Source organism: Cobetia sp. 2AS (assembly GCF_029846355.1).
GTDB classification, from domain to species: domain Bacteria; phylum Pseudomonadota; class Gammaproteobacteria; order Pseudomonadales; family Halomonadaceae; genus Cobetia; species Cobetia amphilecti.
On sequence record NZ_JARWKQ010000005.1, the window covers coordinates 108,389 to 132,966 of the forward strand.

A 24,578-nucleotide genomic window follows, 5' to 3' on the forward strand; every position below is an offset into this window, starting at 1 on the left:
ACTCCCATAAAGTTTCGAACCGAAAGATAAGAGAGATGAATCGAAACATCAAGTGAAAGACGCTAGAGGATGAGGCGATTCACTCCCGGCAGGTCGTCCAGCACAACCGGCCGTGACGAAAAACGGGGAGACACCTGTCGGTGCCTCCCCGCTGGTGATGCTCATCTCCCCTCAGGGGCAAACATCGCTACCACTGCTGCCGATCACAGCTGCCGATCACTTCTTGGTCGGACGCGGCCATTCCGGCTTGTCGATACGCTTGCCACGCGCCACGCTCAGCGCGCCCTCGGCGACATCGCGGCTCAAGGTAGAGCCGGCACCCACGGTGGCACCGGCACCGATCTTGAGCGGTGCCACCAGCGCCGAGTTGGAGCCGATGAAGGCATTGGCGCCGATTTCGGTGCGGAACTTGTTGGCACCATCGTAGTTGCAGGTGATGGTGCCGGCGCCGACATTGACGGCCTCACCGAGGGTGGCATCGCCGACATAGCTCAGGTGATTGATCTTGGCATCGACACCGACCTGGGCATTCTTGGTCTCGACGAAGTTGCCGATGCGTGCGCCACGCGCAAGCTCGGTGCCCGGACGCAGACGCGCGAACGGACCGACATTGTTGTCGCCTTCCAGCACGGCGCCGTCGATGACGCTGTGCGGCGCGATGTTGGCACCGGCACCGATGGTGGCGTTGCGGATCACGCAGTGGGCACCGATGACCACATCATCCGCCAGGGTGACCTCGCCTTCGAAGATGCAGCCGACATCGATGCTGATGTCAGTGCCGATGGTCAGCTTGCCGCGCACGTCGATGCGTGACGGATCGGCCAGGCTGGCGCCTTCGGTCATCAGGCGGTTGGCCTCACGACGCTGGAAGGCACGCTCGAGATCGGCCAGCTGCAGGCGGTTGTTGACGCCCTGCACTTCCTCGACCGCCGCCGGCTGGGCGGTGGCGATGTTGACGCCTTCGCTGGCCGCCATGGCGATGATGTCGGTCAGGTAGTACTCACCCTGGGCATTGTCGGCGGACAGCGCCGGCAGCCAGCGCTTGAGCTGGGCACCGGTGGTGGCGAGGATACCGGTGTTGCCTTCCTGGATGGCCAGCTGCTCCGGCGTGGCATCCTTGTGCTCGACGATGGCGCTGACGCGGCCTTCGGCGTCACGCACGATACGGCCATAGCCTGTCGGGTCTTCCAGAATCACCGTCAGCAGGCCCAGAGTCTGCTCACTGACTTCGGCCAGCAGCGCTTCGAGGGTCTCGCGACGAATCAGCGGCACATCGCCATACAGGATCAGCACCTTGCCATCACCGATGGCGTCCAGTGACTGGGCCACGGCGTGACCGGTGCCCTTCTGCTCTGCCTGCACCGCGAAGCTGGCACCGGTATCGGCCAGCTGCTGCTGGACGCGCTCACCACCATGACCGATGACGACATTCAGATGCGCACCGTCCAGGCCTGCAGCGGTGTCAGCCACATGACGCACCATCGCCTTGCCTGCCAACGGGTGCAGCACCTTCGGCAATCTGGAACGCATGCGGGTGCCCTGGCCTGCGGCAAGAATGACGACGTCGGTACGCTCTGCGCTGCTCATCGGTGAACTCCTGTAGAAAGCGGGTCTTCATACCTGAAGCCCTGAAAATAGTGGCGCCATGATAGCAGCTGATCCGTGACCTGCCAGTGACGAGGTTTACCCACGGGACTGTCGCCGAGAACAGACCCGAGAAAGTAGCAGTGCTCCCGCAAGGGCTCTCAGCCAACCGGCTCAGCGCTCAAGGTGCTGACGGATGAGCACGCTCAACCTTGAATCGCGCCAGGCTACCCCAGCGGCAAGACTGTCCATTCCCAGGTGATGAGCACAAAAAAAGGCGACCCGAAGGTCGCCTCTTTCCTGTCACTGGCCGTCATGGCCCAGTGCATCTCAGCGCGTGTGACGACGCATCTGCTGCACGGTGCGCAGCTTGGCCATCGCCTCGGCCAGTTCGGCCGTGGCGCGTGAGTATTCCAGTTCGGAAGCCTGGTCGTTCATGGCCTTCAAGGCCACTTCCTTGGCTTCCTGGGCTGCCGCCTCATCCAGATCGTCGGCACGTACTGCGGTGTCGGCGAGGACTGAAACGAGGTTCGGCTGCACTTCGAGGAATCCGCCACTGACGTAGTAGATTTCCTCGGCCCCACCCTGACGCTGAACGCGAATCGGGCCGGGTTGCAGCTCGGTCAGCAGCGGAGCGTGACCCGGCATGATGCCGAGGTCACCTTCGCTGCCGGCAGCCACGAGACGCTCGACCAGGCCGGAAAAGATGCCTTTCTCAGCGCTGACGATGTCGCAATGGACGCTCATAGCCATACCTGTTTCCTCATGCCTGAACAGGGAAATTACATGCCCTTGGCTTTCTCGACAGCTTCGTCGATGGTGCCGACCATGTAGAACGCCTGCTCCGGCAGTGCGTCATATTCGCCGTCCAGGATACCCTGGAAGCCGCGGATGGTGTCCTTGAGGGACACGTACTTGCCCGGCGCGCCGGTGAAGATTTCCGCAACGAAGAACGGCTGTGACAGGAAGCGCTGGATCTTGCGCGCACGTGCCACGGTCTGCTTGTCTTCGTCAGACAGCTCGTCCATCCCGAGGATGGCGATGATGTCTTTCAGCTCCTTGTAGCGCTGCAACACACCCTGAACGTTACGGGCAGTGTTGTAGTGCTCTTCGCCAACGACCAGCGGGTCGAGCTGACGAGAGGTGGAGTCGAGCGGGTCAACGGCCGGATAGATACCCAGCTCGGCAATCTGACGGGACAGTACGACTGTCGCGTCAAGGTGCGAGAAGGTGGTCGCCGGAGACGGATCGGTCAAGTCATCCGCGGGGACGTAGACGGCCTGCACGGAAGTGATCGAGCCAGTCTTGGTAGAAGTGATGCGTTCCTGCAGGACGCCCATCTCTTCCGCCAGAGTCGGCTGATAACCTACCGCGGACGGCATACGACCCAGCAGTGCGGACACTTCGGTCCCCGCCAGGGTGTAACGATAGATGTTGTCGACGAACAGCAGAACGTCACGACCTTCGTCACGGAACTTCTCGGCGATGGTCAGACCGGTCAGTGCCACGCGCAGACGGTTACCCGGCGGCTCGTTCATCTGGCCATAGACCAGGGCAACCTTGTCGAGAACGTTGGATTCCTTCATTTCGTGGAAGAAATCGTTACCTTCACGAGTACGCTCACCCACGCCCGCGAACACGGAATAACCGCTGTGCTCGGTGGCGATGTTGCGGATCAGCTCCATCATGTTGACGGTCTTGCCGACACCGGCGCCGCCGAACAGACCGACCTTGCCGCCCTTGGCGAACGGGCAGACCAGGTCGATGACCTTGATGCCGGTTTCCAGAAGCTCGTTGGACGCTGCCTGTTCCGCGAAGCTCGGGGCTGCACGGTGAATCGGCATGTGCTCTTCAGCACCCACGTCGCCAGCTTCGTCGATCGGCTGACCCAGCACGTTCATGATGCGACCCAGAGTCGCCGTGCCGACCGGCACGGAGATCGGAGCACCGGTGCTCTCAACTGCGAGACTGCGCTTGAGGCCTTCGGTCGAACCCATTGCGATAGTACGGACCACGCCGTCGCCCAGCTGCTGCTGGACTTCGAGTACGGTCTCGCTATCGGCGACGTTCAGGGCGTCGTAGACCTTGGGCACTGCGTCCCGCGGAAACTCGACGTCAATCACCGCGCCGATGATTTGTACGATACGTCCGCTCATTCCTGGTTCCTCTTAAACCTGCGATTGAAACCTGCTTGCCTGTTGCCACGCTGTCATCAGACGGCGGCGGCACCGGATACGATCTCGGAGATTTCCTGAGTGATCGCTGCCTGGCGGGCCTTGTTGTAGACCAGCTGAAGGTCGTCGATCAGGTCGCCGGCGTTATCGGTCGCACTCTTCATTGCGATCATTCGCGCTGCCTGTTCGCAGGCGATGTTCTCGACCACGGCCTGGTAGACCTGGGCCTCGACATAGCGCTTGAGCAGCTTGTCGAGCAACGAGACGGCATCCGGCTCATACAGGTAGTCCCATGTAGTGGGACCGGTTTCTTCGTCATTCAGATCAGCTTCGAGAGGAAGCAGCTGACGCACGACCGGCTTCTGCGTCATGGTGTTGACGAACTCGTTGAACACCACGTACAGACGGTCGAGGCTGCCCTCGTCGAATGCGTCCAGCATGGCCTTGACGCTACCGATCAGATCCTGGGTACCCGGGGAATCCCCGAGACCGGACTTGGCGGCAAGCAGGTTGCCACCGTAGTTGCGGAAGAAGGTACCGGCCTTGGAGCCGAGGGCACAGAAGTCCACCTCGACACCCTGGTCGCGCCAGCTTTTCGCATGCTTGGTGACAGCCTTGAACAGATTGGCGTTCAGGCCACCACACAGGCCGCGATCACTGGAGACCACGATATAACCGACACGCTTCACATCGCGTTCCATCAGATACGGATGGCGATATTCCGGGTTGGCCCGGGCGATGTGTCCTACAACCTTGCGGATCTGATGAGCATAAGGCTGGCTGGCCGCCATGCGATCCTGCGCTTTACGCATCTTGGACGCAGCCACCATTTCCATGGCGCTGGTGATCTTTTGCGTATTTTTGATGCTCCCGATCTGGGAGCGAATCTCTTTTGCAGCTGCCATAGCGATCTGCCTTATTCATGCCACCCGAAGGGAAACGACAGGGCCCGGACTGGCCGGGCCATGCCACTTACCAGCTTTGAGTCGCCTTGAACTTCTCGACGCCAGCCTTGAGACCATTCTTGATCTCGTCATCGTAGCCGCCGGACTGATTGATCTTGTCCAGAAGATCCGCGTGCTCGGAGCGCATGAAGTCCAGCAGCGCCTTCTCGAAGCCCAGCACCTTGGCGACGTCGACGTCGTCCAGGTAGCCTTCGTTGGCCGCGAACAGCGAGATCGCCATGTCGGCCACGGACATCGGAGAGTACTGCTTCTGCTTCATCAGCTCGGTGACACGCTGACCATGCTCGAGCTGCTTGCGGGTCGCTTCGTCCAGATCAGAGGCGAACTGGGAGAAAGCTGCCAGCTCACGGTACTGAGCCAGTGCCAGACGCACACCACCACCCAACTTCTTGATGATCTTGGTCTGAGCAGCACCACCGACACGGGAAACAGACAGACCCGCGTTGATGGACGGACGGATGCCGGAGTTGAACAGGCTGGTCTCGAGGAAGATCTGACCGTCGGTGATGGAGATCACGTTGGTCGGAACGAACGCAGACACGTCGCCACCCTGGGTCTCGATGATCGGCAGCGCAGTCAGGGAGCCGGTCTTGCCTTTCACTTCACCCTTGGTGAACTGCTCGACATAATCGGCGTTGACGCGTGCGGAACGCTCAAGCAGACGGGAGTGGAGATAGAAGACGTCACCCGGGTAGGCTTCACGGCCCGGCGGACGCTTGAGCAGCAGGGAGATCTGACGATACGCCCATGCCTGCTTGGTCAGATCGTCATAGACGATCATCGCGTCTTCACCGCGGTCGCGGAAGTACTCACCCATGGTGCAACCGGCGTACGGTGCCAGGAACAGCATGGCAGCCGGGTCGGAAGCGCCAGCAGCGACGATGATGGTGTGTTCCATCGCGCCGTGCTCTTCGAGCTTGCGCACGACGTTGGCAATGGTGGACTGCTTCTGGCCGACGGCGACGTAGACGCAGGTAATGCCCTTGCCCTTCTGATTGATGATGGCATCAATCGCGATGGCGGACTTACCAATCTGACGGTCACCGATGATCAGCTCGCGCTGACCACGGCCGATCGGCACCATGGCATCGATGGACTTCAGACCTGTCTGCACCGGCTGGTCGACCGGCTCACGGGCGATGACGCCCGGAGCGACCTTCTCAACCGCGTCAGTCAGCTTGGCGTCGATCGGGCCTTTGCCGTCAATCGGGTTACCCAGCGCGTCGACCACACGGCCGACCATTTCCGGGCCTACCGGCACTTCGAGGATACGACCGGTGCACTGCGCGGTCATGCCCTCTTCGAGCTGGAGGTAGTCACCCAGAACGACAGCACCGACGCTGTCGCGCTCAAGGTTAAGCGCCATACCAAAGACGCCACCCGGGAATTCAATCATCTCACCGAACATGACGTCTGCGAGGCCGTGGATCTGCACGATGCCGTCGGAGACGCTGACGATGGTGCCCTGATTACGGGCTTCGGATGCGACGTCAAGCTTTTCGATACGCTGCTTGATGATGTCGCTGATCTCGGAAGGATTCAGTTGCTGCATGCCATGTCCCTCGGACTCAGGAGTTCAGTGCTTCGGAAAGCCGGGCCAGCTTGCCGCGCACGGAGCCGTCAATGACGGTATCTCCGGCACGGATGATGACGCCGCCGAGCAGCGTACTATCCACCTGAGTGGTAATGGAGATGTCGCGGTTCAGACGCTTGCGCAGGGCAGTGGCGAGCTTTTCTTCCTGCTCACTCTCCAGTGCAAAGGCAGACACCAGGGTCACCTCGACACGCTGTTCCTGCTCGGCCTTCTGGGCCTCGAACAATTCGGCCACGGAGGGCAGGGCCGCAAGGCGGTCCTGCTCACCGAGAGTCCGGATGAAGTTGCGGGCGCTGTCATCCAGCGCCTCACCGCACACGTCCAGGAAGGTGCCAACCTTGTGCTCGGTGGAGAGCTTGGGGTTGTCGAGCACCGCCTTGACGTTTGCGTCGACAGCGACGAGCGCCGCTGTCGACAACATGCCGGACCAGGCCTCTAGCGCCTGCTGGCCGCGTGCAAACTCGAACGCCGCCTTGGCGTACGGGCGAGCCGCGGTGGAGGTAGACGTTTCAGCCATGGAATCAGTCTCCTCAGAGCTCGGCAGCGAGCTTGTCAATCAGCTCGCGGTGCTTGGCTTCGTCGATGGAGGATTCCAGGATGCGCTCGGCGCCGACCACTGCAAGAGCAGCGACCTGACCACGGAGCTCGTCCTTGGCCTGGTTGATCTCCTGGGAGATTTCGGCACGGGCCTGCGCAACGAGACGCTCGCCTTCCGCACGTGCAGTTTCACGTGCTTCCTCGATCATCTGGTTGGAGCGCTTATGGGTCTGCTCAATGATGCGTGCTGCTTCATCCTTGCTTTCCCGCAGAGTCTCGGTGGCTTTTTCCTGCGCCAGTTCGAGGTCACGGGTAGCACGGCTGGCAGCATCCAGACCATCTGCAATCTTCTTCTGACGTTCTGCCAGAGCCTGTGTGACCGGCGGCCAGACATACTTCATGCAGAAATAAACGAAGACCGCAAAGGCGATGGCCTGACCAATCAGGGTTAAGTTCAGATTCACGCCAGCACCTCTCGCTTCACGATTGTTGGGTCAAAAACACGGTAGGCCGGAGGCCAGCCGATGTTTAACCGACAAACGGGTTGGCGAAGGTGAAGAACAGCGCGATACCAACACCGATCATGGTCACGGCATCCAGCAGACCAGCGACGATGAACATCTTGACCTGCAGCTGCGGGATCATTTCCGGCTGACGCGCTGCGCCTTCCAGGAACTTGCCACCGAGGATACCGAAACCGATGGCGGTGCCCAGGGCGCCCAGGCCGATCAGCAGGGAGACGGCGATAGCGGTCATGCCAAGAACTTGTGCTTCCATTGTGGAACTCCAGTTTTAGTCAAGTTTAAGTCAAGGGTTGAGGGTGTGAGCAGAGCTCGGAAATCTTGCCCCACGCCACGGATGGCGTGGGGCGAATTACATCAGTGGTCTTCGCTGGCCATGCTCAGGTAGACGATGGTCAGCATCATGAAGATGAATGCCTGCAGGGTGATGACCAGGATATGGAAGACCGCCCACGGGAAGTGCAGGGGCAGCTGCCAGATACCGACCAGCGAGATCAGGATGAAGATCAGCTCGCCTGCATACATGTTACCGAACAGACGCAGCGCCAGAGAGATCGGCTTGGCGATCAGCGTCACGAACTCAAGCAGGAAGTTGACCGGAATCAGCGCGATCTGTGCCAGCTTGTTCGGGGTGTTGAACGGGTGCAGCGTCAGTTCGGCCAGGAAGCCCTTGAGGCCCTTGACGCGAATGGAATAGAAGATGATCAGCGCGAACACGGACAGTGACATGCCCAGCGTGGCATTGATGTCAGTGGACGGCACCACCTTGAAGAACACGTGAGCCGGATCGGCGCCGAACATCTCACCGACCTTGGCAGCAACGCCAGGCAGCCAGTCGACGGGGATCAAGTCCATCAGGTTCATCAGGAAGATCCAGCAGAAGATCGTCAGTGACAGCGGTGCGATCAGGCGTGAACGACCGTGGAAGGTCTCACGCACGGACTGATCGACGAACTCGACCATCAATTCGACGAAGTTCTGCAGACCGCTGGGAACGCCAGTGGTGGCGGACTTGGCGACCTTGCGGAACAGGCACAGGAAGATCAGGCCCAGACCGATGGACCAGCCCATGGTGTCCAGGTGGATGGCCCAGAATCCCATGTCGGCCGCTTCCTGAGCGCTGTGCGCCAGTGACCATCCGTGTTCCGGGTGGTTGCCGTACGTCAGATTCTGCAGGTGGTGCTGAATATATTCGGAGGGACTCGGGTTGGTGCCTGCCATGACTCTGCCTCAGGTTCGTGTGTACGGTGTTCGCTTCACCAGCCAGGGGCCCAGCCAGTGAACCGCCATTGCCGCCACGTAAGCGCAAAAAAATAAAGCGGGGTTTGAGGGCGGCACTGCAATGAAGAAGAACGCAAACAATACGGCCGTCAAACCGAACTTACCGGCCTCGGCCTGATAGAAGGCCTTGACCATTGCCTGGGCGTAGCGTGCACCGGTCACACGCAGTGAACGCCAGGCGAAAAACAGATTGGGCAGCAGGCAGACCAGCCCACCACACAGCGCGGAAAGCGCCGCACCACTGCCTTTCATCACTCCCGCCAGCAAGACGGCAATCACGATGACCAGCGCCTGGCCCCAGAGCAATCGAGCCACCTGAGGGCGTTGTAGAGCAGCGGGTGTCGTCTTGTGCATCTTGGACCTGTGTCTCGCAATGATGGCCTTCGCCATTTCTGGCGCTGCGCTGGACACAGCCCGGGAGCAAACTCGCCGGATTATAGGGGAGCGCTTCACCGCCATCAACCAAACGACAAGCTAAATTCCTTGATCTTTCGCAAGCTTACGACCAAAGCCTCACTATCTTGCGGGAAACCGATGACAGTTTGCTTACGTTGACAGTCGCTTGCGGTGCGAGCGACACAGGGTTGCATGAATCACAACCTGACGTCAGCAACATCCTTCAATATCTTGAATGTCAGATGCATTTCGCGCCCCTGCGACAATGAGTCACAGGGGCGCGAAAGAGGATCGTGATCCGTCATGCGGAAAATTGCCGCCAGGGGAGGTGTGACGCACGGTCAGCCCTCCCCTGCTCACCCACTAGTGGATATGGCCGAGAATGCCGTCCAGCTCATCCAGACTGGTGTAGGAGATGGTGACCTTGCCCTTGCCGCTCTTGCCATGACGGATATTGACGGCAGCGCCCAGTTGCTCCGAGAGGCGCGTTTCCAGACGCTGGATATCGGCGTCCGGTCGCGCCGGTGCCGGCTTGGGCTGCTCCCCCTTCTGCACGCTTTTCACCAGCGCTTCGGTCTGGCGCACGGTCAGCTCGCGCTCGACGACTTCATGGGCCAGCTTGCGCTGGCGTGCCGGGGTCAGGCCGATCAGGGCACGCGCATGGCCCATGTCGAGCTCACCGCGCTCCAGCAGGGTCTGCACTTCCTGTTCCAGCGTCAGCAGTCGCAGCAGGTTGGTGACCTGGGCGCGTGAACGCCCGACCGCGTCGCCCACCTGCTGCTGGGTCAGCTCGAATTCCTCGAGCAGGCGCTTGAGCGCCAGGGCTTCCTCGACCGGATTGAGATTCTCGCGCTGGATGTTCTCGATCAATGCCAGCGCAAGCGCGATCTCATCGCTGATGCCTTCGCGGACGACGGCGGGAATGGTATCCAGCTCCGCCAGCTGCGAGGCACGCCAGCGGCGCTCTCCGGCGATGATCTCGTAGCGCCCCTCCCCCACCGGCCGCACCACGATGGGCTGCATCACGCCTTGAGCCCGGATGGAATCCGCCAGCTCCTCGAGCGCTTCCGGCTGAATGTCACGCCGTGGCTGATACTTGCCACGCTGCAGCTGCCCGAGCGGCAGGCGCTCGAGGCGCTCGCTGGGCAATTCCGCCGTGGCAGCGGCCGGATTCGCGGCCAGCGCGGCATCCGGTGACGCATCGATGGCGTCGCCATCGACAGCTTCTATATCGGCTTCGACATGGCGGCGGCGGTTTCCGGCGCCAATCAGGGCATCCAGGCCCCTTCCCAGGGCACGCTTACGCGTCATGGACCTTCCTCGGTGAAGTTACAGCGAGAGACGACGAATCAATTCCTTGGCGAGCACCCGATAGGCCTGGCTGCCACGCGACAGACGCGCATACTTGGTCACCGGCAGGCCGTGGCTCGGCGCTTCCGCCACCCGCACGTTGCGCGGAATGGTTGCCTTGATCAGGGTATCGCCAAAGTAATCGGAAAGTTGCTTGCTGACATCGCGGGTCAGACTGTTGCGAGCGTCGTACATGGTACGCACGATCCCGAACACGTCGAGGGCCGGATTCACGTTGCCTTGAATCTGCTCGACGGTATCGAGCAGCGCTGACAGACCTTCCAGCGCGTAGAACTCGCACTGCAGCGGGATCAGCACGCCATGGGCGGCGGTCAGGGCATTGACGGTCAACATGTTGAGCGAGGGCGGGCAGTCGATCAGTACCACGTCATATTCCGCGGCGATCGGCGCCAGAGCTTCCGTGAGGCGGCGCTCACGCCCCTCGACACCGAGAAGATCGACCTCGGCGGCGGTAAGGTCGCCATTGCCGGGCAACAGGGCGTAGCCGGCATCGGGACAATCGAGAATCACGTCACTGGCACGCAGCTCGCCCAGCAGCACATCCAGCACGCTGCCTTCGAGGTCGTGCTTGTCGATGCCGCTGCCCATGGTGGCATGGCCCTGCGGGTCGAGATCGATCAGCAGAACGCGGCGATCGAGTGCCGCCAGCGACGCCGCCAGATTGACGGCAGTGGTGGTCTTGCCGACGCCACCCTTCTGGTTGGTCAGCGCGATGATCTTGGTCACGAGCGACTTCCTTGGTTCCTTGAGAAGCGGGGCCATTGGCACCAGCCACATGCTCACGAGGACAGATCAATGATCTGCCCTCGTGAAAACATCAGGCTGCCTGCCTTTTGCGCCCGGCACAATCCCTGCGCACGCCTTGAGGCGCTTTATCAGTCGCGCTTGAGGCGCAGAAGGTGACGCTCCCCTTCCTCACCCGGCACTTCCAGCACCAATGTCTCGACCAGCGAGACACCCATCGGCAGGCGGGCAATCTCATCACTGGGGATGCGCCCTTTCATGGCCAGCCATTCGCCGCCCTCGGCGAGCACGGCCGCCGACAGATTGACGAAGGCATCGGTATCGGCGAAGGCACGCGAGATGATCTGTTCGAACGGCGCGCCATCATAGGCTTCGATACGGACCTGGGTCGGGCTCAGATTCTTGAGGCCCAGCTCATGGCCGGCCTGAATCTGGAAGCGCACCTTCTTGCCATTCGAATCCAGCGGCACGACGGCGATGTCGGGACGCATGATCGCGATCACGATGCTGGGCAGGCCCGGGCCGGCGCCGACATCCAGAAGGCGTGGCCCACTGATATATGGCAGCACACTGAGGCTGTCGAGCAGATGGCGAGTCACCATCGCCTCCGGCTCACGTACCGCGGTGAGGTTATAGGCGCGATTCCACTTGTGCAACAGCACCAGCAACGTCATCAGCTGGGCGTGCTGTTCCTCGCTCAGCGCCACTCCCATGGCGCTGGCACCACGACTGAGCAGCTGAGCGCAACGTTCACGCTGTGTCTCGTTGAGCGTCTGGCTCATTGCGCGGCCCCCGTGTCAGCCGTTGCGGCATCTGCGGGTGTCTCCGCCTTGATCAGCTGACGCTTCTTCAAGTGAATCAGCAGGATAGAGACAGCTGCCGGGGTGACACCGGAAATGCGACCGGCCTGGGCCAGCGTCGCCGGGCGCGCTTCGTTGAGCTTCTGCTTGATCTCGTTGGAGAGACCATCGACGGAATCATAATCGAGGCTGGTCGGCAGTTCGGTGTGCTCGTGACGGCGCAGGCGGTCGATCTCTTCCTGCTGACGCTGGATATAGCCTGCGTACTTGGCAGTGATCTGCACCTGTTCGGCGATGCGCCAGTCGTCGACCCCCTCCCCTTTCAGGCCTGCCACATCCGGATACTCGAGCTCCGGACGCTTGAGCAGCTCCATCAGGCTGGCTTCGCGCTTGAGCGGCGAGCTGAGCTTGTCGCTCAACGGGGCCAGCTCCGGGCTCTTCGGCGTCAGCCAGGTGCTCTCGAGACGCGCGGTCTCGCGGGCGATGGCTTCACGCTTGCGATCGAAGGCTTCCCAGCGGGCGTCATCGATCAGGCCCAGCTCGCGACCCTTGGCGGTCAGACGCAGATCGGCATTGTCCTCACGCAGCAGCAGGCGATATTCGGCACGCGAGGTGAACATGCGGTACGGCTCGCGCGTGCCGAGGGTGATCAGGTCATCGACCATCACACCGGTGTAGGCCTCGTCACGCAGCGGATGCCAGGACTCGTCGTCAGTGGCGCGCAAGGCGGCATTGACGCCCGCCAGCAGCCCCTGGGCACCGGCCTCTTCATAGCCGGTGGTGCCATTGATCTGACCGGCGAAGTAGAGGTTCTTGATGAAACGCGTCTCCAGGGAGTGATGCAGGTCCTGGGGATTGAAGAAATCGTACTCGATGGCGTAGCCGGGACGCGTGATATGCGCGTTCTCCATGCCACGGATCGAGCGCACCACCTCGAGCTGCGTATCGAAGGGCAGCGAGGTGGAGATGCCGTTGGGATAAAGCTCATGGGTATTCAGGCCTTCCGGCTCGATGAAGACCTGGTGGCTGTTCTTGTCGGCGAAGCGATGCACTTTGTCCTCGATGGACGGGCAGTAACGCGGCCCGATGCCATCGATGACGCCGGAGTACATCGGCGAGCGGTCGAGATTGGCGAAGATGATCTCGTGAGTGCGCTCGTTGGTGTGCGTGATGTAGCAGTTGACCTGCTCCGGCTGCATCTCACGGCTGCCCATGTAGGACATCACCGGACGCGGCGTGTCGCCTGGCTGGGCTTCCATCTTGCTGAAGTCGACGCTCTTGGCATCGATGCGCGGCGGGGTACCGGTCTTGAGGCGATCGACGCGGAACGGCAGTTCACGCAGACGCGATGCCAGGCCATTGGCGGGCGGATCACCGGCACGGCCACCGGCATGGTTATCCAGGCCGATGTGGATCACGCCGCCGAGAAAGGTCCCGGTCGCCAGCACCACCGTGGTGGCGTGGAAGCGGATCCCGGTCTGGGTGACGACACCCCGCACGGTCTCGCCTTCGACGATCAGGTCTTCCGCACCCTGCTGGAACAGCGTCAGGTTCGGCTGGTTTTCCAGCACGTTGCGGATCGCGGCCTTGTACAGCGCCCGGTCAGCCTGTGCACGAGTGGCACGCACTGCCGGCCCCTTGCGGGCATTCAGGGTACGGAACTGGATACCCGCCATGTCGGTGGCCAGGCCCATGGCACCGCCCAGCGCATCGATCTCCTTGACCAGATGGCTCTTGCCGATCCCGCCGATGGCGGGATTGCAGGACATCTGGCCCAGCGTCTCGATGTTATGGGTCAGCAGCAGGGTCTGACGGCCCATGCGGGCAGCAGCCAGTGCGGCTTCCGTACCGGCATGACCGCCGCCGATGACGATCACGTCAAAGCGGTTCGGGTAATCCACGTTGGCACCTCGGGGTATCACGAAACTTGGGTGAAGCGCTGTTCGCTGGTTGGCGAAGCAGGCAAATCGGCCAGACAGGGCGATGAATCGATGCCTGGATGAATCAAGAACTGCCAGACGGCATGGCGAATGATGTCCGTCGCCGAAGGCATGTGCTCGACCGGTGAGGGAGCTTGCAAGCCAGCAGGATGACGTCCGGGCCGCACAGTATAAACCGCCTGTGGGTAAGCGTCAGGAGTTTTCCACAGCGCCTTGCCCTGGCAGGCCATGAGCGAATGCCCGGGTTGTTTCTTCTGGGGCATCAATCCACGCCGTGACGATTCACGAGTCTTGCGGATACGACGCGTCGATTTTCCGGCGAGGGATGCGCTACCCAGACAGCCGTTCGTTATCCCGAACACTTCGGATTCGGCGAGTTCACGTCAGGTCGATCGTGAGGTCTCGGTCCGTCCTTCGGGTTTCCGGATAACAAGATTATATAAAGAAAAGAAAAAGGGGTTCTGTTGATGTTGTAACTACTGTTGTGGACAAAATCAGTGGGAAATCGACTTTATCCGTTACAAATCAAAAGCTTACGATGTTGATATAGTTGGGGAGAAAATGCGGAGTACCTGAGGACGCCACCGGTCGCTTCCTGTGGATGAAATGCACCCTTGTCCACAGCCCCGATTATCCCCTGATTCATACCGAGCTGGTACCCGACTTTTCTGCCCTGCTGTGCACAAGAGGCGTTGTTACCCACAACCCCTAGTGCTGCATGGCCTGACGGCAAGAAGGCCGCGGATAATGCCGGAAAATGTCCACAGAGGCAAATGTCGATTTCCTGCGCTGCCCAAGGCTGTAGACAGCCATGGGATAAGTGGTGCGTGAATGGCTACAGCCCTCGCCAATGGTGCCAATGACGCGACGCGCCCCAGCCTGTGGATACTTTTTCGCTTGTTTTGCCCATGTCGCCCGCTGAGATTGCCTGAACGCTGTCCCGGCGGCTGACGGTGCACGTTATCCTCGTGTGGTTTTCCGGCTAGGCCCCTGATTTATCCCTGTTTTTCACACGCTTAAGCGACGCCTCAGCGAGGACTGTCAGGCGGGGAAAGCGTCATTCGTTCGAGCGCCAAGGCGTGTTTGCGTGACCTGGCAAGGGGGTGGCGGGGGCAAAAAAATTCGTTTTTTTCTTCTCGAAATGCCGACAGATGGCGTGGAGGGAGAAGATTTTTCATCGTTTGGCGATCCGCAGAGCTCGCGAGGGCCTCTGAGGACAAAAAAATGCCCCGACCTGACGGTCGGGGCATGCCCGCTGCACGCATGGCAGCGGGTAGGGTCATCACGTGCTCAACGCTTGTCTGACCAGTGGCTCAGCGAGCTTTGTGGAAGGCGCTCAGTGGGACAGTACGCGGGCCAGGAAGCTCTGGGTGCGTGGATGTTGCGGCGTATCGAAGACCTGCTCTGGCGTGCCTTCCTCGACGATGCTGCCCTGATGGATGAACACCACCCGGTCTGCCACTTCACGGGCAAAACTCATTTCATGGGTGACGATCATCATCGTCATGCCTTCGCGGGCCAGCTTGCGCATGACATCGAGTACCTCGCCGATCATTTCCGGGTCCAGTGCCGAGGTGGGCTCATCGAACAGCATCAGGCGCGGTTCCATCGCCAATGAGCGGGCAATGGCCACGCGTTGCTGCTGGCCGCCGGAGAGTTGCCCCGGGTACTTGTCGGCCTGCTCGAGGATATTGACCCGCTCGAGCAGCGTATCGGCTTGCTGCTCGGCCGCCGGTCGTGAGGTACCGCGCACCTTGATGGGGGCCAGGCTGACGTTGTCACGCACGCTCATGTGCGGGAAGAGGTTGAACTGCTGGAAGACCATACCGACTTCGGTGCGTATCGCCTTGAGCGCCCGGTGGCTCTTGCCGTGGGGGATCAGCGAATGCCCATCCACCTCGATGTTGCCGTCCTGAAACTCCTCCAGGCCGTTCACGCAGCGAATCAGTGTCGACTTGCCGGAGCCACTGGCCCCGATGATCACCACCACCTCCCCCTGGGCGACCTCGAGCTCGATGTCCTTGAGGACATGCAGGCTGCCGAAATGCTTGTTGAGCTTGTGCATCTTCACGATGGCAGTCATGGGGCGCTCCGAACCGGCGCTGCATGCCGGAAGGTCGTCAGGGAAATGAGATCAGGCTGAAGGAGAGAGGGCGCGGCTATATCCGTCGCGTGTGGGGGGCAGAGAGACATCATTGGCCCACCAACCCGCGGCGCTCGAGCATCCGCAAGCCAAATGACAGGCTGAGGGTGATCACCAGGTACAACAGCGCCACCATGAAGTAGGTCTCTAGCGCATTGAAGGTCGTGGCGATGTAGATCTGCCCCTGACGCACCAGCTCACCGACGCCGATCACCGAGAACAGCGAGGTGTCCTTGATCGAGACGATGCCCTGGTTGCCCAGCGCAGGGATCATGCGGCGCAGCGCCTGAGGCCAGATGACATAGCGGAAGGTCTGCGGGGTGGAGAGGCCGAGTGACAGGCCGGCTTCCCGCTGGCCACGGGCGATGGACTGTACGCCACCGCGCACGATTTCGGAGATATAGGCCGCCGAGTTCAAGGCGATCGCGGCAATGCCGGCGGTCAGGGCATCGATGGGGCCACCGATGATCTGCGGCAGACCATAGAAGATGAAGAGCACCTGGACGAGCACCGGGGTGCCACGGAAGATCTCGATATAGGCGGTGGCGACCCAGCGCAGGAGGCGGCTAGGAGACAGGCTCAGCAGTCCGAACAGGATGCCGAGCACGAAGCCGATGGCGAGGCCACCGAAGGAAATGGCGAGGGTCCAGGGAATGCCCTCGAGCAGGTAGGGCACCGAATTGAGTGCGGCCTGCCAATCAAACTGGAACTGAACGTCCACGGGGGGCTCCTTGGCACGAACCTCTCATGCGCCGCTGGGCGCGCCGGAGGTTCGAGACGACCGACATTCCGGCAGGCTGTCGCTGCCGAAATGTCGTGATGATGATCTGCACTACGCGACGTGGGGCGTCTGAGACGAGTCGAAAGCGGCTTACTGGCTGTCGCCGGGCATGGCGCCGAACCACTTCTGGTAGATCTCGGCATAGCTGCCATCGGACTTCATCTCGGCCAGCGCCTTGTTGGCGGCCTCGGTCCACTCGCTGCCTTCGGTGAAGGCGATGCCGTATTGCTGGCCTTCATAGAGCGGCCCCACCGTCTTGACGCGTCCATTGCCCTTGGTCTTGGCGAAGTAGCCGACGTTGGGGGCATCGTAGAAGACGGCATCGACGCTGCCGGACATCAGGGCCATGTACATGTCGGCACTGCCCGGGTAAGGCGTGATGGTGGAGTCACCAAGGTTGGCGGTGAGGTAGTCGTAACTGGTGGAGCCGATCTTGGTGCCGATCTTCTTGCCTTCCAGGCCCTCGATATCCTCGATGTCGCCGTTGTTGGCCGAGGTCAGAATCTGCAGGCCGGAGTCATAGTAGGGGTCGGTGAAGTCGACGATCTTCTCGCGCGCCTCAGTGATGGTGATGCCGGCGATGGCGACATCGACGCTACCGGTCTGCACGGCGGGGATGATGCCATTGAAGTCCATGGTCTTGAGGTCGATATCGAAGCCGGCGCGCTCGCCGATGGCATTGAGGATGTCGATATCGAAGCCGACCATCTCGCCGCTTTCCTGGTCGAGCATCTCGAAGGGCACAAAGCTCGGGTCGGTCGCCGCCTTGAGGGTGACGGCATGGGCAGCGCTGGCCATGAAGGTGGCGGCCGCGAGGCCAGAGAGGGAGGCCAGCAGGTGAGATCTGCGCATTTTACATTCCTCTTTATATTTAGATTTTAGGATGTATAGCGTTTTTAGATTGACGAGCACACCGGACCCCGTCAAGTCTCCCGGCGCTGCCATGCGGCGAAGCGAAGCTTGCAAGCCACTGAGATGACGAAAAAAATCGCCCCCTACCGGTTCCCGGTAGGGGGCGATCAGGCGCCAGCAAGGCGCCAATGTCGTGCGCAGGCGTGTCAGCCCTGACGGTCAGACACACTCTGGTCTGACCCTCAATGATCAGACCATGAAGGAAGACCCGCAGCCACAGGTGCTGGTGGCATTGGGGTTCTGGATCATGAAGCGGGCGCCCGCCAGACCTTCCTCATAGTCGATCGTCGAGCCGACCAGATACTGGTAGGACAGCGGGTCGATCACGATGGCGGCTTCGCCCAGCTCGACCACGGTGTCGTCATCGGCCAGATCGGTGGCGATATCGAAACCGTACTGGAAGCCGGAACAGCCGCCGCCAGTGACGTAGACCCTGAGACGCAGCTCCGGGTTGGCTTCTTCCGCGCGCAGCGCTGCAATCCGGGCGCTGGCGCGCTCGGACAGGTACAACGGCGTGGGGATGAAGCTTTGTGCTTCGCTCATGCGGGCCTCCTGGAAGGAGTCGGAGGCCGGACGCTGAAGATAGCGCCCGGCACGGTATAGAGAACGGAATGACGCCTATTATCCCTATATCCGAGCAAAAGGGTCAACTTTGTCTGACGTGCTGCCTTGCGGGCGTACGCTGGCGGTTCAGGGCATCATCGCCGGCGCACCGATCCCCATCATCTCATCGAGACCGAACATCAGGTTGAGGTTCTGGATGGCCTGACCTGACGCGCCCTTGACCAGGTTGTCGATCACCGACAGCACCACCAGGGTGTCGCCGTTGCCCGGGCGATGCAGGGCGATGCGGCACAGGTTGGTGCCACGCACGCTGCGCGTCTCCGGATGGCTGCCCAGCGGCATGACATCGACGGCGGGGTGATCGGCGTAGCGCTGCTCGAACAGCGCCTGCAGATCCTCCAGCGTGCCGCTGAAGCCGCTCAGACGCGGATAGAGGGTGGAGTGGATGCCGCGGATCATCGGCGTCAGGTGCGGGACGAAGGTCAGACCGACCGCGCTGCCGGCTGCCAGGTCCAGCCCCTGGGTGATTTCCGGCAGGTGACGATGGCCGGAGGCGCCGTAGGCCTTCATGGACTCGCCGGCTTCACACAGCAGCGAGCCGACCTTGGCACCGCGACCCGCGCCGGAGACGGCGGACTTGCAGTCGGCGATGATGTTGTCGGTCTCGATCAGGCCGGCTTCCAGCAGCGGGATCAGCCCCAGCTGCACGGAGGTCGGGTAGCAGCCCGGCACCGCGATCAGGCGCGCTTCGCGGATGGCATCGCGATTGACTTCCGGCAGGCCGTAGACGGCTTCGCCGAGCAGCTCCGGCGCGCCATGTGGCTGGCCATACCACTCGGACCAGAGGTCGGCGTCCTTGATGCGGAAGTCCGCGGACAGGTCGATGACACGCGTGCCGCGTGCCAGCAGATCGCCGGCCAGGGCGTGAGCGACACCGTGAGGCGTGGCGAAGAATACGGCGTCACAGGCGGCCAGCACGTCGGCATCCGGCTCGCTGAATGCGAGGGTGTCGTAGTGGCCGCGCAGATTGGGGTACATCTCGTCGACACGCACGCCCTTCTCGCTTCGCGAGGTGATCACGGTCACTTCCACCTGCGGGTGGCTGGCCAGGAGCCTGAGGAGTTCCACTCCGGTGTAACCGGTGCCGCCGACGATACCTACCTTGATCATGCTGCCTCCCCGCCTTCGGGCGGTGTCCTGTTGATGCGAGATGTAATCTTGTGTCCGATCTGCTGCTGCGACCTTTGGTGGCCTGTGCGCGAGACAGGCGTTGCGCCATGCTGTGCCGAGGTTGTCGGATTGCGCACGGTCGCGACGGTTCGCAATCGATATGATACACAGGTGTCAGGCGGGCAGTAATGCGCTGCCGACATGGATGTCCTCTGTCATTGCCAGTGCCTTCAAGGAGTCGTGAGTGTCACGCCTGACGCGTCCGCATCTGCCTCGTCCCAGTCTCGACAATTTTCGGCGCAAGCTGGCGGCGGTCGATGCACTCCCGCAACTGTGTCTGCTGGGGCTGGTGGCAGGGCTGCTGACCGGCTCATTGATGGTCGGCTTCCGCCTGCTGTTGAGCGCCGGTGCCCTAGGCTTCATGCCCGATGACAATCCGGAGAACTTCGAAGGGCTTGCTCCCTGGGTGCGCGCCTCGCTGCCGCTGCTGGCGGTGCTGGTGATCGGCATCGTACTGGGGCGACAGCATCCGGCGCAGCGCAAGCTGGGTATCGGTCATGTCATCGAGCGCCTGACCTACCATCAGGGCAAGATGCCGCTGCGTGCCTGGCTCAATCAGGTCGTGGTCGGGGTCGTGAGCGTGCTCGGTGGTCTGTCGGCAGGGCGTGAGGGCCCGGCGATCCACCTGGGTGCCGGTGCCTCGAGCTGGATCGGCGAGCGTCTCAAGCTGCCCAACAACAGTCTGCGCGTGCTGGTCGCCTGTGGCACGGCGGCGGGCATCTCCGCCTCCTTCAATACGCCGATCGCGGGTGTCATCTTCGCCATGGAAGTGGTGATGATGGAGTACACCCTGATGGGCTTCATGCCGGTGATTCTGGCCTCGACCACCGGCGCGGTGGTCACGCAGATGGTCTACGGCTCGGCGCCGGCCTTCGCGGTGCCCTCCCTGCTACTGCATTCCCTGCTCGATCTGCCCTGGGTCATCGTCACTGCACTGGTCATCGGCCTGCTGGCGGGGGGCTTCGTGCATCTGGCGCGTCAGCAGGCGCGCGTGGCACACCTGTCATGGGGGATGCGCATGGCGCTGGTCGGGGTCTCGACGGCCGCCGTGGCGTGGTGGTATCCCCAGGTGCAAGGCATCGGCTATGACAGCCTGGCTCAGCTGCTCGACGGCCAGCTGGCGCTGGATATCCTGTTGGCGCTGGTGGTCGGCAAGCTGGTGCTGTCGGCGCTGTGCGTGGCCTGTGGCGTGCCGATCGGCATCATCGGCCCAGTGGTGGTGGCGGGTGCCGCTGCCGGGGCCTTGATGGGCATGCTGGGCGGCTGGCTGTTGCCGGACCAGGCCTCGGACATCGCGCTTTACGCCCTGCTCGGCATGGCGGCGATGATGGGGGCAGTGCTTCAGGCGCCACTGGCCGCCCTGATGGCACTGCTCGAATTGACGCATTCGCCGAATATCATCCTGCCCGGCATGCTGGCGGTGGTGGTGGCAGGCCTGACCTGTCGTCAGCTGTGTCACTGCCAGGGCTTCTTCATCTCGACGCTGACGGCGCAGGGCCTGCATCCGCTTCAGCAGCCATTGATGCAGGCGCTGTCGCGGGTGGCGGTGCCGGCGGTGATGGAGCGCTCGCTGGTCAGCGTGCCGCGCCGCATCACGCGTGAACGCGCTCGCGCCCTGCTCGACAGCAAGCCGGTCTGGCTGGTGGTCACGCGCTCGACGCCGGAAAAGCCGATGGTCGCGCTGCCGGCGGCAGATCTGGTGCGTGTGCTGATGGATGAGCACTGGCGGGAGCAGGAGGAGCTCGACCTGCTCGAGATCCCCGCTCAGCGTCTGGATCTCGCGCCCATTCATCTGCAGGCTACCTTGTCCGAGGCCTATGAGCGGCTGCTGCCCAGCGATGTCGATGCCCTCTATGTCGAGCACACCACCGCACCGATGATTCGCAAGATTTCAGGTATCATCACGCGGGATGCAATAGAGAGCTACTATCGCTATACGCCCTGAAGCGCACCGTAGCAGCTGTCTCCTCGGCGCGAATTCGCTCTGCGCGCGCCTGGCCGCGACCGCATACCGCATGGGCCTTGGCGGTGCCACATGCCATCGTGGCGATCCGATTGCTTCATCCGCGCGTCCACTTTCTGACCTTCCCGACCCTGACTGACGGAGCTCCCCCATGTATCTGTGGATCAAGGCTTTCCATCTGATTGCCGTAGTGTGCTGGTTTGCTGCCCTCTTCTATCTGCCCCGGCTGTATGTCTATCACGCCCAGGCGCGTGATGCCGGCGACCACAAGGCCATCGAGTACTTCAAGACCATGGAGCGCAAGCTCTATCGCGGCATCATGATGCCGTCGATGATCGCGACCCTGGTGCTGGGGATCTGGCTGCTGGCGCTGGTGCCGAGCTTCATGAGCATGGGCTGGATGCATCTCAAGCTGACCATGGTCGTGCTGCTGGTCGGCTATCACCATGCCTGCGGCCTGTATCTGAAGCAGTTCGCCGCCGATACCTGCAAGAGAACCTCGCGCTACTTCCGCTTCTTCAATGAAGTGCCGGTGCTGATGCTGGTGGTGATCGTCATCTGCGTCATCGTCAAACCGTTCTGAGGGATGGTTCAGCCATGACCGAGTGCTCAGCGCAACTGCCCTACGTGCTGGTATTGGCGGGGCATGATCCCAGTGGCGGCGCGGGTCTGATCGCCGACAGCGAGGCGATCCGTGCCGGTGGCGGCTGGGCGCTGACGGTGCCGACGGCACTGACGGTGCAGAACTCCTGCAATGTGCAGGCGGTGATCCCGCAATCGGGCGAGTCGATGCTCGCCATGGCCCGCACCCTGTGTGAGGACTTCCGCCCGGGCGCGCTCAAGATCGGTCTGCTCGCCAGCGAAGCGGCGCTCACGGCGTGTGTGACGCTGATCGAGGAACTCCGGCAGCGCTGGCCGGGGTTACCCGTGGTGTGGGATCCGGTGCTCAAGGCGGGCGGTGGGCTGGAGCTTTCCACCGAGTCGCTGATCCATCAGGCGCGTGAGAGCTTGCTGCCGCACGTGGATGTGCTCACGCCCAACCGCGCGGAGCTTGCGCGGCTGGCGGCCTGCCCCACGGGGACGGGCGACGGCCAACTCGCCGAGCATCTGCTGGCGGCAGGCGCCGGGGCCGTGCTGGTCACTGGTACTGATCCTGTCGAGCGCGATGCTGATTCGCTGGCTGAGCCGTCGGTGATCCATCGTCTGTATCGCCGTGACCACGCCACGCTCGCACTGGACTGCCCGCGACTGACGGGCAGCTTCCATGGCAGCGGCTGCACGCTGGCCTCGCACCTGGCGGTGCGTCTGGCACGCGGCATGACGCTGCCGTCGGCATGGCAGGCTGCCCAGCAGGCCACCTGGCAGAGTCTCGTCGATGGCCAGCAGCATGGGCGAAAAGGCGCGCTGCCTGAGGCCCAGTTTCTGCCCTGGCGATAGCGCTATTGCCCCTTTCGATGCCGGCACCCCTTGCGCTCGCGCGGCTGCAACTCACCCGTGAGTCGCGTTAAGCTGTCGCCATCGATGGCATTCGGGTTATCCACACCCCCTTGCCGCCCCGAGGCTATCGGGCCGTTTCATCGCTTGTGGACAAGCTGCATTCACGTTATCCACAGCGTCTTTGTGTCTGATCCCCCTTTTCTCCATTTTCGCGGCCGATGGGCCGCTCGCCGCTTATCAAGAGGTATGTCATGACCACGTCCGCTGCCCAGTTCGAACGCGCCAGCCGTCATATTCCCGGTGGCGTCAACTCGCCGGTCCGCGCCTTCAAGGGACTGCATCGTCCGCCGGTGTTCATCGACCATGCCAAGGGCGCGTATCTGTTCGATGTGGAGAACACGCGCTATATCGATTACGTCGGTTCCTGGGGACCGATGATCACCGGCCACGCCGATGAAGATGTGCTCAGTGCCGTGCGCGAGCGTCTCGAAAGTGGCCTGTCCTTCGGCGCGCCCACCGAGATCGAATCCGAGATGGCCGAGCTGATCTGCGAGATGCTGCCGAGCCTCGACATGGTGCGCATGACCAACTCCGGCACCGAAGCCACCATGTCGGCGATCCGCCTGGCGCGGGGCTTCACCGGTCGCGACAAGATCGTCAAGTTCGAGGGCAACTATCACGGTCACTCCGACTCGCTGCTGGTCAAGGCCGGCTCCGGCGCGCTGACCCATGGCGAGCCCAGCTCCCCGGGCGTGCCGGCCTCGCTGGCCGAGCACACCATCACGCTGGACTACAACGACGCCGAGGGTGTGCGCCGTTGCTTCGCCGAGCTGGGTGACGAGATCGCCTGCATCATCGTCGAGCCGGTCGCCGGCAACATGAACTGCATCCCGCCGGTTCCGGGCTTCCTCGAAAGCCTGCGTGAAGTGTGCGATGCCCACGGCAGCGTGCTGATCCTCGATGAGGTGATGACGGGCTTCCGCGTCGCCCTGGGCGGCGCTCAGGCGCATTACGGCATCACGCCGGACCTGACCTGTCTGGGCAAGATCGTCGGCGGCGGCATGCCGGTGGGTGCCTTCGGCGGCAAGCGCGAGATCATGCACCACCTCTCGCCGCTGGGGCCGGTCTACCAGGCCGGGACGCTGGCAGGCAATCCGCTGGCGATGGCCGCTGGCGTCGCGCTGCTGCGCAAGCTCAAGGCGCCCGGCTTCCACGCTGAGCTTTCACGCAAGGTCGAGATGCTGTGTGAAGGTCTGGAAAGCCGTGCCAAGGCGGCAGGCATCCGTCTGATTACCCAGCATGCCGGTGGCATGTTCGGTGTCTTCTTCACCGATGACGCTGAGGTCAGCAATTTCGCCTCCGCCACGCGCTGCCGTCAGCAGGATTTCGTGACCTTCTTCAACGCGATGCTCGCCGAAGGCGTCTATCTGGCGCCCTCCGCCTATGAAGCCGGCTTCATGTCCGCGGCGCACACTGATGCTGATATTCAGGCCACGCTGGATGCGGCTGAGCGGGTCTTTGCGCAGATGTCCGCATCGAACTGAGTGCGACGCGAGACAGTACCTGAGTCCGCGGGTTGGCCAACGCAGACAGGAACCCGCTCGGCAGGCTGCCGGGCGGGCTGCCATCCGGTACACTTGT

24 protein-coding genes are annotated in these 24,578 nt (G+C 62.2%); 4 read left to right on the forward strand and 20 right to left on the reverse strand.

Annotation, left to right across the window (positions count from 1 at the left end):
* Positions 1-216 precede the first annotated feature (216 nt).
* From glmU to argC, 20 genes are all read right to left on the reverse strand, one after another.
* On the reverse strand, positions 217-1,587 hold the full coding sequence (glmU, locus tag QD356_RS13760) for a bifunctional UDP-N-acetylglucosamine diphosphorylase/glucosamine-1-phosphate N-acetyltransferase GlmU (RefSeq protein ID WP_192839014.1): 1,371 nt from the start codon (positions 1,585-1,587) through the stop codon (positions 217-219).
* Positions 1,588-1,914: 327 nt separating this feature from the next.
* The gene (locus QD356_RS13765) at positions 1,915-2,337 is read right to left on the reverse strand and encodes a F0F1 ATP synthase subunit epsilon (RefSeq protein ID WP_054556360.1); all 423 of its coding nucleotides are present in this window, start codon (positions 2,335-2,337) and stop codon (positions 1,915-1,917) included.
* Between the two features lie 29 nt (positions 2,338-2,366).
* Positions 2,367-3,740, reverse strand: coding sequence for a F0F1 ATP synthase subunit beta (gene atpD / locus QD356_RS13770; protein ID WP_043331716.1), 1,374 nt, complete (start codon positions 3,738-3,740; stop codon positions 2,367-2,369).
* A 56-nt stretch (positions 3,741-3,796) separates the two neighbouring features.
* Positions 3,797-4,663: a F0F1 ATP synthase subunit gamma gene (gene atpG, locus QD356_RS13775; RefSeq protein ID WP_043331714.1), complete on the reverse strand. Its 867-nt coding sequence runs from the start codon at positions 4,661-4,663 to the stop codon at positions 3,797-3,799.
* 67 nt (positions 4,664-4,730) lie between these two features.
* Positions 4,731-6,275, reverse strand: coding sequence for a F0F1 ATP synthase subunit alpha (gene atpA, locus QD356_RS13780; RefSeq protein ID WP_043331712.1), 1,545 nt, complete (start codon positions 6,273-6,275; stop codon positions 4,731-4,733).
* A gap of 16 nt (positions 6,276-6,291) precedes the next feature.
* The gene (locus QD356_RS13785) at positions 6,292-6,834 is read right to left on the reverse strand and encodes a F0F1 ATP synthase subunit delta (protein WP_043331710.1); all 543 of its coding nucleotides are present in this window, start codon (positions 6,832-6,834) and stop codon (positions 6,292-6,294) included.
* 13 nt (positions 6,835-6,847) lie between these two features.
* Complete coding sequence (locus QD356_RS13790; protein WP_043331708.1) at positions 6,848-7,318, reverse strand: F0F1 ATP synthase subunit B; 471 nt, start codon at positions 7,316-7,318, stop codon at positions 6,848-6,850.
* Between the two features lie 64 nt (positions 7,319-7,382).
* Positions 7,383-7,631 (reverse strand): F0F1 ATP synthase subunit C, encoded by a 249-nt coding sequence (gene atpE, locus QD356_RS13795; protein WP_011508579.1) that lies wholly within the window; start codon positions 7,629-7,631, stop codon positions 7,383-7,385.
* A 101-nt stretch (positions 7,632-7,732) separates the two neighbouring features.
* Positions 7,733-8,596, reverse strand: coding sequence for a F0F1 ATP synthase subunit A (atpB, locus tag QD356_RS13800; protein ID WP_043331706.1), 864 nt, complete (start codon positions 8,594-8,596; stop codon positions 7,733-7,735).
* A gap of 9 nt (positions 8,597-8,605) precedes the next feature.
* The gene (locus QD356_RS13805; protein ID WP_043331819.1) at positions 8,606-9,010 is read right to left on the reverse strand and encodes an ATP synthase subunit I; all 405 of its coding nucleotides are present in this window, start codon (positions 9,008-9,010) and stop codon (positions 8,606-8,608) included.
* Between the two features lie 405 nt (positions 9,011-9,415).
* The gene (locus QD356_RS13810; protein WP_043331703.1) at positions 9,416-10,363 is read right to left on the reverse strand and encodes a ParB/RepB/Spo0J family partition protein; all 948 of its coding nucleotides are present in this window, start codon (positions 10,361-10,363) and stop codon (positions 9,416-9,418) included.
* An 18-nt stretch (positions 10,364-10,381) separates the two neighbouring features.
* Complete coding sequence (locus QD356_RS13815) at positions 10,382-11,149, reverse strand: ParA family protein (RefSeq protein ID WP_043331702.1); 768 nt, start codon at positions 11,147-11,149, stop codon at positions 10,382-10,384.
* Positions 11,150-11,298: 149 nt separating this feature from the next.
* A complete protein-coding gene (gene rsmG / locus QD356_RS13820; protein ID WP_043331700.1) occupies positions 11,299-11,949 on the reverse strand; it encodes a 16S rRNA (guanine(527)-N(7))-methyltransferase RsmG in 651 nt (216 codons plus the stop codon).
* Positions 11,946-13,868, reverse strand: coding sequence for a tRNA uridine-5-carboxymethylaminomethyl(34) synthesis enzyme MnmG (mnmG, locus tag QD356_RS13825; protein ID WP_054556362.1), 1,923 nt, complete (start codon positions 13,866-13,868; stop codon positions 11,946-11,948). Before mnmG ends, rsmG begins: the two co-directional genes overlap by 4 nt.
* A gap of 17 nt (positions 13,869-13,885) precedes the next feature.
* A complete protein-coding gene (locus tag QD356_RS13830; RefSeq protein WP_192839015.1) occupies positions 13,886-14,170 on the reverse strand; it encodes a hypothetical protein in 285 nt (94 codons plus the stop codon).
* A gap of 1,073 nt (positions 14,171-15,243) precedes the next feature.
* The gene (locus tag QD356_RS13835; RefSeq protein WP_054556363.1) at positions 15,244-15,990 is read right to left on the reverse strand and encodes an amino acid ABC transporter ATP-binding protein; all 747 of its coding nucleotides are present in this window, start codon (positions 15,988-15,990) and stop codon (positions 15,244-15,246) included.
* A gap of 109 nt (positions 15,991-16,099) precedes the next feature.
* A complete protein-coding gene (locus tag QD356_RS13840; protein WP_107335776.1) occupies positions 16,100-16,771 on the reverse strand; it encodes an amino acid ABC transporter permease in 672 nt (223 codons plus the stop codon).
* Positions 16,772-16,921: 150 nt separating this feature from the next.
* On the reverse strand, positions 16,922-17,629 hold the full coding sequence (locus tag QD356_RS13845; RefSeq protein WP_225996613.1) for a transporter substrate-binding domain-containing protein: 708 nt from the start codon (positions 17,627-17,629) through the stop codon (positions 16,922-16,924).
* Between the two features lie 303 nt (positions 17,630-17,932).
* Positions 17,933-18,286 (reverse strand): iron-sulfur cluster insertion protein ErpA, encoded by a 354-nt coding sequence (gene erpA / locus QD356_RS13850; RefSeq protein WP_043331693.1) that lies wholly within the window; start codon positions 18,284-18,286, stop codon positions 17,933-17,935.
* A gap of 147 nt (positions 18,287-18,433) precedes the next feature.
* A complete protein-coding gene (argC, locus tag QD356_RS13855; protein ID WP_192839016.1) occupies positions 18,434-19,477 on the reverse strand; it encodes an N-acetyl-gamma-glutamyl-phosphate reductase in 1,044 nt (347 codons plus the stop codon).
* A 253-nt stretch (positions 19,478-19,730) separates the two neighbouring features.
* On the opposite strand from argC, the gene QD356_RS13860 reads away from it, so the two are divergent.
* From QD356_RS13860 to hemL, 4 genes are all read left to right on the forward strand, one after another.
* On the forward strand, positions 19,731-21,482 hold the full coding sequence (locus tag QD356_RS13860) for a chloride channel protein (protein ID WP_192839107.1): 1,752 nt from the start codon (positions 19,731-19,733) through the stop codon (positions 21,480-21,482).
* Positions 21,483-21,651: 169 nt separating this feature from the next.
* On the forward strand, positions 21,652-22,083 hold the full coding sequence (gene hemJ / locus QD356_RS13865; protein ID WP_043331686.1) for a protoporphyrinogen oxidase HemJ: 432 nt from the start codon (positions 21,652-21,654) through the stop codon (positions 22,081-22,083).
* A gap of 14 nt (positions 22,084-22,097) precedes the next feature.
* The gene (locus tag QD356_RS13870; RefSeq protein ID WP_192839017.1) at positions 22,098-22,937 is read left to right on the forward strand and encodes a hydroxymethylpyrimidine/phosphomethylpyrimidine kinase; all 840 of its coding nucleotides are present in this window, start codon (positions 22,098-22,100) and stop codon (positions 22,935-22,937) included.
* 251 nt (positions 22,938-23,188) lie between these two features.
* Complete coding sequence (hemL, locus tag QD356_RS13875) at positions 23,189-24,481, forward strand: glutamate-1-semialdehyde 2,1-aminomutase (RefSeq protein ID WP_043331681.1); 1,293 nt, start codon at positions 23,189-23,191, stop codon at positions 24,479-24,481.
* Positions 24,482-24,578: the final 97 nt, after the last annotated feature.